Annotated in this window: 8 protein-coding genes; 4 read left to right on the top strand and 4 right to left on the bottom strand. The window is 64.8% G+C overall.

The window, feature by feature from the left end:
• Positions 1-106: 106 nt before the first annotated feature.
• Positions 107-1399, top strand: coding sequence for a serine--tRNA ligase (gene serS / locus EDD52_RS10310; protein WP_132244586.1), 1293 nt, complete (start codon positions 107-109; stop codon positions 1397-1399).
• A gap of 11 nt (positions 1400-1410) precedes the next feature.
• On the top strand, positions 1411-2112 hold the full coding sequence (locus EDD52_RS10305) for a tryptophan-rich sensory protein (protein ID WP_132244584.1): 702 nt from the start codon (positions 1411-1413) through the stop codon (positions 2110-2112).
• 102 nt (positions 2113-2214) lie between these two features.
• On the opposite strand, the gene EDD52_RS10300 is transcribed toward EDD52_RS10305, so the two are convergent.
• From EDD52_RS10300 to EDD52_RS10285, 4 genes are all read right to left on the bottom strand, one after another.
• On the bottom strand, positions 2215-2451 hold the full coding sequence (locus EDD52_RS10300) for an EF-hand domain-containing protein (protein WP_132244582.1): 237 nt from the start codon (positions 2449-2451) through the stop codon (positions 2215-2217).
• A 520-nt stretch (positions 2452-2971) separates the two neighbouring features.
• Positions 2972-4441, bottom strand: coding sequence for a ribosome biogenesis GTPase Der (gene der, locus EDD52_RS10295; protein WP_132244580.1), 1470 nt, complete (start codon positions 4439-4441; stop codon positions 2972-2974).
• Between the two features lie 48 nt (positions 4442-4489).
• Complete coding sequence (locus tag EDD52_RS10290) at positions 4490-5812, bottom strand: PQQ-like beta-propeller repeat protein (protein ID WP_132244578.1); 1323 nt, start codon at positions 5810-5812, stop codon at positions 4490-4492.
• A gap of 85 nt (positions 5813-5897) precedes the next feature.
• A complete protein-coding gene (locus tag EDD52_RS10285) occupies positions 5898-6563 on the bottom strand; it encodes a tetratricopeptide repeat protein (protein WP_132244576.1) in 666 nt (221 codons plus the stop codon).
• Between the two features lie 251 nt (positions 6564-6814).
• Between EDD52_RS10285 and EDD52_RS10280 the strand changes: the two genes are divergently transcribed.
• On the top strand, positions 6815-8095 hold the full coding sequence (locus EDD52_RS10280; protein WP_132244574.1) for an efflux RND transporter periplasmic adaptor subunit: 1281 nt from the start codon (positions 6815-6817) through the stop codon (positions 8093-8095).
• Positions 8092-11832: an efflux RND transporter permease subunit gene (locus tag EDD52_RS10275; RefSeq protein ID WP_132244572.1), complete on the top strand. Its 3741-nt coding sequence runs from the start codon at positions 8092-8094 to the stop codon at positions 11830-11832. Before EDD52_RS10280 ends, EDD52_RS10275 begins: the two co-directional genes overlap by 4 nt.
• Positions 11833-11865: the final 33 nt, after the last annotated feature.

The following is an 11865-nucleotide window of genomic DNA, read 5'->3' as shown; positions in this document are numbered from 1 at the left end:
GCCCGGGCCGGAGCATGCCGGAAAGCGACAAAACCGACTGTACCATGCGCCGGAAATCTGGTGCATAACGCCCGCGAAGACTGATTCATCATGAAGGACCAGACAGATGCATGACATCCGTGCCATCCGCGAAAACCCCGCCGCTTTCGATGCGGCGCTGTCGCGCAGGGGGATTGCTGCCGTCTCGTCCGAGGTGCTGGCCATTGACGAGGCGCGCCGGGCCGCGATCCATGCCGCAGAGACCGCGCAGGCCGAGCAGAACAAGGCCTCCAAGGAAGTGGGCGCGGCCAAGGGTCGGGGCGACGAGGCAGAGTTCGAACGCCTGCGCGCGCTGGTGGCCGCGAAAAAGGCCGAGATGGCCGAGATGCAGGCAAAGGCCAAGGCCGAGGACGACCGGCTTGGCGCGCTGCTGATGGGCATTCCCAACCTGCCCTATGACGACGTGCCCGATGGTGCGGATGAGGACGATAATGTCGAGATCCACCGCTGGGGCACGCCGCGCGCGTTCAGTTTTGCCCCGAAGGAGCATTACGATCTGGACGGTGTGAAGCCGGGCATGGATTTCGAGACCGCGGCCAAGCTGTCGGGGGCGCGGTTCGTCGTGCTGTCGGGCGGCGTTGCACGTGTCCACCGGGCGCTGGCGCAGTTCATGCTGGACACGCATGTCGAGGAAAACGGTCTGTCCGAGACCTGGACCCCCGTTCTGGTGCGCGAAGAGATGATGCTGGGCACGGGGCAATTGCCGAAATTCGGCGAGGACAGCTATCAGACGACGAATGGCTGGTGGATGATCCCCACCTCCGAGGTGACGCTGACCAATATCGTGCACGGGCTGACGGTGGACGAAGACACGCTGCCGCGCCGCTATGTCGCCCATTCGCAATGCTTCCGGTCGGAGGCAGGCAGCGCCGGGCGTGACACTGCGGGCATGCTGCGCCAGCACCAGTTCGAGAAGGTCGAGATGGTGAGCATCACCCATCCCGATCATAGCCGTGCAGAGCTGGACCGGATGACCGGCTGTGCGCAGGGCATTCTGGAACGGCTGGGCCTGCCCTACCGCACGGTGGTGCTTTGTACCGGTGACATGGGCTTTGGCGCGCGCCGCACCCATGACATCGAGGTCTGGCTGCCCGGGCAGAACACTTACCGCGAGATCAGTTCTGTCTCGGTCTGCGGCGATTTTCAGGCGCGCCGGATGAATGCGCGGTTCAAACCCGCAGGCGGCGGCAAGCCGGAATTCCTGCACACGCTGAACGGGTCGGGCCTTGCCGTGGGGCGCTGCCTGATCGCGGTGCTGGAGAACGGGCAGCAAGAGGATGGCTCGGTCGAGCTGCCCGAGGCACTGCACCCGTGGCTGCGCGGCAAGACCCGTCTGAGCGCCGACGGAACGCTTGAGTAAAGGATGTCCGAATGAAACGCGCCTGGGCAATTCTGGTTCTCGTGGCCGCCGTGGCTTTCGCGGCGTCCCCGTTCCTGTCGCAGGGTTTCAACGGCTTTCCGCCGGACCGCTTCCCCGTGCCGCAGGTCGATCCGCCGGTGCAGCCTGCGGGTTACGCCTTTTCGATCTGGGGGCTGATCTATGCCTGGCTGATCGCCAGCAGCGGCTTTGGCCTGCTGCGGCGCGGGGATGATCCCGACTGGGCGCCGATGCGGCCGTGGCTGTTTGGCAGCCTTGCTGTGGGATCGGCCTGGATCCCGCTGGCCAATCTTTCGCCGATCCTGGCCACCCTGCTGATCTTTGCCATGCTGGGCACGGCGCTGATGGCGCTGTTCAAATCCGGCGACACGGACCGCTGGTGGCAGCAAGCCCCCATCGCGGTCTATGCCGGGTGGCTGACAGCAGCCTCTGCCGTCTCTGTCGGGCTGTTGCTGGGCGGGTATGGCTGGATGTCCGCCACCCCTGCGGCGCTGCTGGCGCTGTCGCTGGGGCTGGCCCTAGCGGTGGCCGTCCAATACGCGCTGCACCGCGCCCCCAGCTATGGCATCACCGTGATCTGGGCGCTGATCGGCATCATCGTGGGCAATTCCGATCCGCTCAATGTCGCGGTGACCGCGCTTGCGATCATCGGCATCCTCGTCATCCTTGCCCTGCGCGGCACCGATACTGAATAGCGCTATCGCACAAAGCCCGGGCCCCTGTTGGTGATCAGGGGCCCGGCGCCCTGGCTGGCACTCTGGGCCCCCGCGCCTGTGCGCGAGGACCCGATTATCACATTATTCGGCGATCACACCGGCCTCGCGGGCTGCGGCCAGCTCTTCCATGTCCACTTCGCCATCGCCAGACGCGTCGATCACGGCAAAACCATCCTCGGTCAGGCCAGGATAGGCGACCTGCAGCTCTTCCATCGAATAGGTGCCGCTGGCATCCTGATCCTCGATCATGGTCTCGGCATGGGCCTGAACTGCGCCAAAGGCCACGGCTGCGCCAAGAGTAAGTGCTGCGAGTTTCATGTGTCATCTCCTCGGTTGATGATGCGACCCGTCCCGGGCCGCGATTGCGACGGCATTGCATCCGTCATGAAGCAAGACAAAGTGCTTCACACGGCCACCTTCAAGCCCTCCCGACCGGCAAAACTGACCCTTGGTCAACATCGGCAAAACGGCGCCGGAGGCAGGCACCTATCCGCCGAGAATCCCGGCGAAAAAATGCAAACTTAATTGCCCGGAACCTGCCCTGCGCAGCCCTTCGCCACCGCTTCGTGCAGGTTCCCGCCGCCGCCCTGCAACAGGGCCCAACCGGCGGGATTTCGCCCGGGTTTCAATGCGTGTTTTCTCAGGGCGCAAGGCCCGGAATCCGCGCAGCTTCCGCGAGGAACCGCATCCGCGAATCGCAGCCGCGACCTGCCGGATCACCGCCCGGAAGGCTTACGCGTCACGCTGCCATCTGCTGAATAAAAAGCGCGCGGAAGCGCCCAATTTGGTCACGCCACCGTGGCCCGGGGCACCTGCCCCGGACGAAGCACCCTCGCGCCTATTTCGGGCGTTTGCCCAAGTGTTTGGTCAATGCGCCCGCATTGGTCTTGCGGCGGCCCTTGAAGGGGTTCTTGTCGCTTTGTCCGCGCATGAACAGCCGGATCGGCGTGCCCGGCATGTCGAAATCCTCGCGCAGCCCGTTGACGAGGTAGCGCGAATAGCTGGCGGGCAGCTTGTCGGGATGCGAGCACATCACCACAAAGCCCGGCGGCCGCGTCTTGGCCTGCGTCATGTAGCGCAGCTTGATCCGTTTGCCCTGCGGTGCGGGCGGCGGGTGCTGTTCCAGCATGCCCGTCAGCCAGCGATTGAGCTGCGCGGTGGACACGCGCCGGTTCCAGACCTCATGCGCCTTCATCACCGCGGCATACAGGCGGTCCAGCCCCCTGCCCGTCTTGGCAGACACCGTCACCAGCGGGGCGCCGCGCAGTTGCGGCAGCAACCGGTCAAAGGCTTCCTTGAGATCGCGCAGCTTGCCCTGACGGTCTTCCTCGATATCCCATTTGTTCACCGCGATCACCACGGCGCGGCCTTCGCGCTCGGCCAGATCCGCGATGCGCAGGTCCTGGCTTTCGAACGGGATCGCCGCATCCAGCAGCACGACCACGACCTCGGCGAATTTCACGGCGCGCAGGCCGTCAGAAACAGAGAGTTTCTCCAGCTTGTCCTGCACCTTGGCCTTCTTGCGCATGCCGGCGGTGTCGAAGATCCGCATCGGCGTCCCTTCCCAGCTTGTCCGGCTGGAGATGGCATCGCGCGTGATCCCGGCCTCAGGCCCGGTCAGCATCTTGTCTTCGCCAAGGATCTGGTTGATCAGCGTCGACTTGCCCGCATTGGGCCGGCCCACCACAGCGATCTGCAGCGGCTTGGCCTCGGTGATCGGGCGCAGCACGGGGCCGTCCTCGCCCGCCTCTGCCTCGTCCTCGTCCAGCGTGACGTCAACCTCTGGCGCGTCTTCGGCGGCGCGTTCGGCAAAGCCGTCGGCCAGCGGCATTAGATGCAGGTAAAGGTCGTTGAGCCCCTCGCCATGTTCGGCGGACAGGCGGATCGGCTCGCCAAGGCCCAGGCCCCATGCTTCGATCACGCCCGCATCGGCGGCAGAGCCTTCGCCCTTGTTGGCGGCAAGGATCACGTGTTTGGCGCGTTTGCGCAGGATCTCGGCAAACACCTCGTCGGTCGGGGTCACCCCCACCCGCGCGTCGATCATGAACAGGCAGATATCGGCCATATCCACCGCGCGTTCGGTCAGCTTGCGCATCCGGCCTTGCAGGGATTCGTCCGTGGCCTCTTCCAGCCCGGCGGTGTCGATCACCGTAAAGCGCAGGTCGGCAAGGCGCGCATCGCCTTCGCGCAGGTCGCGGGTCACCCCCGGCTGGTCATCGACCAAGGCCAGACGTTTGCCGACAAGGCGGTTGAACAGCGTGGATTTGCCCACATTCGGGCGGCCCACGATGGCGAGGGTGAAAGACATTATCAGGCTCCAAGGCGCGTCAGACAGCCCCGATAGCGCAATTTCGCGTCAACGGAAAGCGTGGAGTTGCCCATTGCCCGACACGACATACAGAACACCGCCCATCACGATGGGCCGCGACTTGGCCCCGCCGGGGATGGCAACCGACCCTGCCAGCGCGCCGCTGACCGGATCAAAGCTGCGGATCTGCCCGTCAGAGGAGGCGACGATCAGCCGCCCGCCCGCAAGGATGGGGCCGTAATGCGCGTGGATCGCCTTGCGCTTGCGTGGGCGGTTCTCGCGGGTATAGCCGGGCAGCGGCGTGGACCAGATCCGGCTGCCATCGCTGGCATCCAGCCGCAGCAGCTCGTTGCGGTCAGAGACGAAGAACACCGATCCACCGGTGGCCCAGAGCCCGTCCAGCGCGCCGTCGCGGGCCGTCCACAGACGTTCGCCACTATCGGCGTTCAGCGCCATGGTGCGGCCCGAATGGGTGCCCGCATAGATCACGTTGCCAACCTGCATCGGATCGCCCGTCACATCGCTGACAGTGGCCGCGACAGAGCCCTGGCGCTGACCTGCGAGAGAGGTGCTCCACAACCGGATGCCGCCCTCGCGGAAGGTCGATTGCAGCTCGTTGGACCCGAAGGAAAAGACCACCTGCTTGTCGCTGACAACCGGCGCGGGGCCGCCCGACACGTTGGTGATATCGGCGAAGCCGTCCAGCTGCCAACGGATGCGGCCGGTATCGGCTTCCAGCGCCCAGGCGGTGCTGTCGCCCGACACGACATAGACGATGCCATCATGATAGCTGGGCGTGCCGGTGCCGGTCGCCTCCAGCTTCTGCTGCCAGATCTCGGCGCCGGTGGCGGGATCAAGTGCTGTCAGCGTGCCAAAGCCCGAAGTGACGAAAAGCCTGCCACCGCCGACGGCCAGCCCGCCGCCGCCCGCATCGCCCACACCGTCGCGCGCAGGCGCCACGGATGCCTGCCACAGCGTCGCACCATCGGTGCCCGTTGCCGTCACGGTCGAGGCGCTGTCCATGGTAAAGATGCGGCCCGCATCGGCCACCGGATCGGTGGAGATGCGCACACGGCGCTTGTCGCCCTGCCCGATATTGGCGCTCCAGACGGGAGTAAGGCTGCTTGACAGCCGCGCATGATCCACGCGGAACAGGGGGCTGCCCGCGGCCTGCGGCCAGCTGCCATTGGTGGACATGGCCGGTAGCGAAATCGCCTCGGCCCGGTTGACGCCATCATTCAGCGCCTCGGACTGGTCAATGAAACCTTCTTCGGATTGCAGAACCTCGCGCACGCCCAGCCTTTCGCCGGGCAATACAACTTCACGCTCTCCGCAGGCGCCAAGCAGCACCAGCCCCGCCAAACCGGCCATCCCGCTTATTCTCAGCACCGCATTCGTCCCCTTGTTCGTCGCGTTCCGGACTTGATCCGGAACCTTTTGGCCCAGCCTGCCTGCCTTAACCGGCAGATGTCTCGACCGGCGTGCCACCAAGCGCAACAATCAACTGAGTTGCCCGCAGACGCAAGCCCGAGGTGATCTCGGCATCCTCGAGGATCGCCTGAAGCCGCGCCAGAGCCGCCTCGGTGTCGCCGGTTTCGATGTCGATCAAGGCCAGTTGTTCTTCGGCCAGCACGCGCACGGGGCTTCCCGGCGTGGCCAGCGCCTCAAAGCGCAGGCGGCGATCCTCTGCCGACATGTTGGCATTCCCCCGCGTCAGCGCCTTGAAGGCCGCGATCTGGCGATAGATTTCGGGCACGTCACTGTCGGCGCTGATCGCATCCAGACTGCCGCGCGCGCCCGCATCATCCCCGGCGCCCGCCTGTTCCGAAGCTTTCAGAAGGTTCAGCAGGGCCTTCCCGCCGGGCGTGGGCGCCTCTATCGCGTCCAGCGCTGTCACGCGCTCTTGCGAGTCGTCCTGTTCCAGCGCCGACAGAATGGCATCGCCAAGCTGTTCGGCAGAGGCCCGCGCGCTGGCCTTGCGCCATTCATTCCACGCAGCCCCGCCCACCAGCAGGATCACCACCAGAACCGCAATCCAGCCATAGCGCCGCATCAGCGCAAAGAGCCTGTCGCGGCGGACCTCTTCGGTCACCTCATCGATGAAACTGTCGGTATTGCTCACAAGCGGCCCCTGTCTGCGGATGGTGGCGGTCTATACCACTGGTTTTGCCCCCTCTTAACGGTTGCGGGGCACAGTGCCAAGTCCACATCAATTGCCGGATCGCTCCTGACAGGGCGCGCGGTGCATGCTCTCTTGCGCGGCAGTGCAGAAAAGTTTATTTTGAACCGAATAGTTCAGCGCGACGTATTGACTTCAGGTGTTCAAGCACGGGTCCACACGGCTGCGTGCGCCACAGGTCTGGAAGGAATGTCATGCGGATCATCTCGATTATCACCGCGATTTTGGTGTCCGCACTCTTGTTTGCCGTGGTGTTCCAGCGCGAGGCCTTGCTGGAATTCGCGCGCCAGATGACGCCGGCAGCCTTGCTGGGTGACGAGGCACCCGCCCCCGCCACCGAAGAGGCGGCAGAGGTCCCCGCACCCGAGGCGCAAGAGCAAGAGGCAGAGACCACCCGCCCGGGCACAGTATCGGTGATCGCCCTGCGATCGGTTGCCCGCGAAGTTGACAGCGCCGTGGTTCTGCGCGGCGAAACCACGGCCGCACGGCAGGTCGAGGTGCGGTCCGAAACCACCGCCCGCGTGATGTCAGAGCCGTTGCGCAAAGGGTCTTTCGTCAATGAAGGGCAGCTTTTGTGCCGGTTGGAGCCGGGCACGCGCGAAGCCTCGCTTGCCGAGGCCGAGGCGCGGCTGGCAGAGGCGCGCGCACGCGTGCCCGAAGCGCAGGCCCGCGTGGTCGAGGCGCAGGCCCGGCTGGAAGAGGCGCGGATCAATGACAATGCCGCCTCGTCGCTGCGACAGGACGGGTTTGCCTCGGCCACCCGTGTGGCCACGACCAAGGCGGCTGTCAGCTCTGCCGAGGCATCTGTCGAATCGGCGAAATCCGGGTTGGAAAGCGCGCAGGCCGGGATCGAAGCAGCAGAGGCCGCGGTGGCCTCGGCCAAAAAGGAAATCGAACGGCTTGAGATCATGGCCCCGTTCGAAGGCCTGCTGGAAAGCGACACGGCCGAGATTGGCAGCCTTTTGCAGGCGGGCGGCATCTGCGGCACGGTCATCCAGCTTGACCCGATCAAGCTGGTGGCTTTCGTGCCCGAAACCGAGGTCGCCCGGATCGAAATCGGCGCCCGCGCGGGCGCCCGCCTGACGGGGGGCGAGCAGACACAGGGCCGCGTCACTTTCCTGTCGCGCAGCGCCGACGAGACCACGCGCACCTTCCGCGTCGAGGTCGAGGTGCCCAACCCGGCGCTGTCCTTGCGCGCGGGCCAGACCGCCGAGATCCTGATCGAGGCCGAGGGCGCGATGGCGCATCTTTTACCGCAATCGGCGCTGACGCTGAATGACCAGGGCGCGCTGGGTGTGCGCACCGTGGCAGAGGGCGAGGTTGCGCTCTTCATGCCGGTGACATTGATGCGCGACACCCGCGAGGGCGTGCTGGTTTCCGGCCTGCCGGATGTGGTCGACATCATCACCGTGGGGCAGGAATACGTGATCGACGGCGTGCCCGTGGCCGCCACTTTCAAAGAGGTCACCCAATGACCGGTATCGTCGACTGGGCGTCAGAACGTGCCCGGATGGTCATCGCCTTCATCGTGCTGTCGCTGGCCGTCGGCGCCACGGCCTATGCCGTGCTGCCCAAGGAGGGCGAGCCGGATATCGAGATCCCGGCGCTGTTTGTCTCTGTCCCCTTCCCCGGCATTTCCGCCGAGGATAGCGAGACGCTGCTGGTCAAGCCGATGGAAACCGAACTGGCCGATCTTGACGGGCTGAAGACCATGTCCTCGACCGCGTCCGAGGGTTATGCCGGGGTCGCGCTGGAATTCGAATTCGGCTGGGACAAGACCAAGACCATGGCCGATGTGCGCGATGCGATGTCCAATGCCGAGGCCGACTTTCCCACCGGGGCCGAACAATATTCGATCAATGAGATCAACTTTTCCGAATTCCCCATTGTCATCGTCAACCTGACCGGCGCCGTGCCGGAACGCACGATGACGCGGGTTGCCAAGGAATTGCAGGACCGGATCGAGGGTCTGGACGCGGTGCTGGAGGCCGCCATCGCGGGCAATCGCGACGAGATGCTGGAAGTGGTGATCGATCCGCTGCGGCTGGAATCCTATAATGTCACAGCCGGAGAGCTGATCTCTGTCGTGCAGAACAACAACCAGCTGATCGCGGCGGGCGAGATCGAGACCGATCAGGGCGCGTTCAGCGTCAAGATCCCATCCAGCTTTGACGATGCGCGTGATGTGTATGACCTGCCGGTCAAGACCAATGGCGACCGGGTGGTCACGCTGGGCGATCTGGCGCAGATACAGCTGACATTCGAGGATCGCACCGGCACGGCGCGGTTCAACGGCGAGCAGACCGTCGCGCTGCAAGTGGTCAAGCGCAAGGGCTTCAACTTGATCGACACCGCCGCCGAGGTGACGCAAATCGTCGAGGATGCCAAGGCCGAATGGCCGCCCGAATTGCAGGCCGCCGTGCGCGTGGGCACCTCCAATGACCAGTCGCGCACCGTGGCATCAATGGTGAGCCAGCTTGAAGGGTCCGTCCTGACGGCGATTGCGCTGGTGATGATCGTGGTGCTGGCGTCCTTGGGCACGCGGCCCGCGCTGCTGGTGGGTTTTGCGATCCCGACCTCTTTCTTGCTGTGTTTCGCGATGCTGGCCGTCATGGGGATCAGTATTTCCAATATCGTCATGTTCGGGTTGATCCTGGCCGTGGGCATGCTGGTCGATGGGGCCATCGTTGTGGTGGAATATGCCGACAAGCGCATCAGCGACGGCGTGGGCCCGATGCATGCCTATGTCGAGGCGGCCAAGCGGATGTTCTGGCCGGTGGTCAGCTCTACCGCGACGACGCTATGCGCCTTTTTGCCGATGTTGTTCTGGCCGGGCGTGCCGGGGCAGTTCATGGGGATGCTGCCGGTCACGCTGATCTTCGTTCTGTCCGCCTCGCTGGTGGTGGCGCTGGTCTATCTGCCGGTCATGGGCGGCGTCACGGGGCGTTTCAGCCGCATGCTGGGCAATGCCAGCGCCGTACTGCGCCGCCGCCTGCCCTGGATTGCCCGCGCGCTGCTGGTGCCGGTTGCCCTTCTGGCGCTGTTCGCGGGGGCGATGCAGGCGCTGAACCCCGACTATATCCTGCCCTTCGGGCCGCTGGCGGCATGGGCCTTCTCGGATGAGGGGGGCATCCTTGGCATTCTCGTCGGGGTGCTGGCGCTTGGCCTGCCCTTCGCTCTGGCGGCGGTCTTTGCCTCTATCGTGATGAGCGCCGCGCGGATCGAACGTCGCGCCACGCGCGTGCGCGGGCGCTATCGCCGCAAGCCGTTCGGCTGGGTTATCTGGCTGATCGCGGGCAACCCGGTGATGCCGCTGGTGACCATCGCGGCCGTCGCGATCTTTGTCGGCAGCGTCTTCGCCTATTTCGGCGAGAACAATAACGGCGTCGATTTCTTTGTGGAGAGCGAGCCGGAACAGGCTATTGTTTATGTCCGCGCGCGCGGTAACCTGAGCCTTACGGAAAAAGACGCGCTTCTGGCCGAGGCGGAAGAGATCGTGCTGGCCCATCCCGGCGTGCAGACGGCCTTTGCCTTTGCGGGCGACGGGGGGCTGAATTCCAATACCGGCGGCGCGCAATCGCCCAAGGATACGGTGGGCCAGATCCAGCTGGAAACCGTGCCATGGGAAGATCGCCGCGACGTGCCGGAACTGGATGGCGACGTGGTGCTGGCAGAGCTGACAGAGCAACTGGAGGCGCTGCCGGGGATCGAGATCGAGATCCTGAACCTCGCCATGGGGCCTGCCAGCGGCAAGCCGGTGCATCTGCGCCTCAAAGGCGACAACTGGCAGGACCTGCTGACCGCGACCGATGTCGCACGGACGCATTTCGAGGACACGCCGGGCCTGACCCTGATCGAGGACACGCGGCCCCTGCCCGGCATCGACTGGCAGATCGACGTGGATGTCGAAAAGGCCGGGCGCTACGGCGCCGATGTGGCCACCGTGGGCGCGATGGTGCAGCTTGTGACGCGTGGCATTCTGCTGGATACGATGCGGGTTCCCAGCTCTGACGAAGAGATCGAGATCCGCGTGCGCCTGCCCGAAAAAGACCGCGTGCTGTCCACGCTGGACACGCTGAAGGTGCGCACGGCAGACGGGCTTGTGCCCTTGTCCAATTTCATCACACGGCGCCCGGTGGCCAAGCTGGCAGAGATCAACCGCGTCGACCAGAAACGCTATTTCGACGTGAAGGCGGATGTGGTGGACGGGTTGGTCGTGCTGAAAGAGGTTCAGCCCGATGAGACAGAGCGCAGCGTCGGCATCGGCAAAGCGCGGAGCGAAGACAGCACGGGCACGCCGGATATAGAAGGCGGGGAGTTCGGCTTTGACATCGTTTCGCTGACGGATCCGGCGGCAGAGGTGGACATTGCCGCGCTCAAGACCAGCCCCTTGAACGCCAATGAACGCATCGCCGTGATGACGGACTGGCTGGACAGCGCGCCCTTCCCTGCTGGCATCAGTTGGGAATGGACCGGCGATCAGGAGGATCAGGCCGAAAGCCAGGCCTTCCTCGGGCAGGCCTTCCTTGGCGCGCTGGGGCTGATGTTCATCATCCTGCTGGCGCAGTTCAACAGTTTCTACAATTCGGTGCTGGTGCTGCTGGCGGTGGTGCTGTCCACGACCGGCGTGCTGATCGGGATGCTGGTGATGGATCAGAGCTTTTCGATCATCATGACCGGTACGGGGATCGTGGCGCTGGCGGGCATCGTGGTGAACAACAATATCGTGCTGATCGACACCTATCAGGATTACGCGCGCTACATGCCCCGGATCGAGGCGATCATCCGCACCGCAGAGGACCGCATCCGCCCCGTCCTGCTGACCACGATCACGACGATGGCGGGGCTGGCACCGATGATGTTCGGGCTGAGCCTTGATTTCATCAATGGCGGTTATTCGATCGACAGCCCGACCTCGCTGTGGTGGAAACAGCTGGCAACGGCGGTGGTCTTCGGGCTGGGGATCGCCACGGTGCTGACGCTGGTGGTGACACCTTCGCTGCTGGCGCTGCGGGTCTGGTTCGTGACCTATGTCGGCTGGTTCGCGCGGCTTCTGGCGAAGCTGTCGATGGGCCGGTCGAGTGCGGCCGCGCAGGACTGGGCGCTGCGCCGCGCCGCCCGCCGGATCAAGGCACCGACAATCGTGTGGGAAGACGAGGACGAGCTGCGGCCCGAAATCCTGTCAGACGCAAAACTTCGGGCCGCTGAATAAGCGGCCCGGTCAGGTCTTTCAGAAGATGTCAGG

The sequence above is a fragment of the Primorskyibacter sedentarius genome, assembly GCF_004342065.1.
GTDB classification, from domain to species: Bacteria; Pseudomonadota; Alphaproteobacteria; order Rhodobacterales; family Rhodobacteraceae; genus Primorskyibacter; species Primorskyibacter sedentarius.
The sequence above is the reverse complement of the archived record's forward strand: the minus strand, read 5'-3'. Positions and strand labels throughout refer to the sequence as shown.